Origin of the sequence: Pseudomonas peli (assembly GCF_050563605.1) — a bacterium.
Classification (GTDB): Bacteria; Pseudomonadota; Gammaproteobacteria; order Pseudomonadales; family Pseudomonadaceae; genus Aquipseudomonas; species Aquipseudomonas peli_A.
Window position 1 is genome coordinate 1 of the sequence record NZ_JBNXUH010000200.1, and the last position, 209, is coordinate 209.

General features: G+C 55.8%; 1 protein-coding gene. It reads right to left on the bottom strand.

The features are described 5' to 3' along the window. Nucleotides 1–145 (bottom strand): DUF4124 domain-containing protein (locus ACQ4LH_RS21460; protein ID WP_430698989.1); only part of this gene is annotated, 145 nt, incomplete at its 3' end. Nucleotides 146–209 lie beyond the last annotated feature (64 nt).

The window sequence follows — 209 nt, forward strand, 5'->3', positions numbered from 1 at the left end:
CTTCATACCCTTTGCTGATGTGCTCCGGCGGCACGCCCTGACGGCTGAGCACCGTGGTGCCTTTGTCATCGACGTAGCGGTACAACTCAGCCGCACCCGCCACAACCGGCAGCAGTAGGCCTAGCAACAGCTGTCTCTTATACACATCTGANCATCGATGCAGCACCTTATCGACAGGTTAGATCTGTCTCTTATACACATCTCCGAGC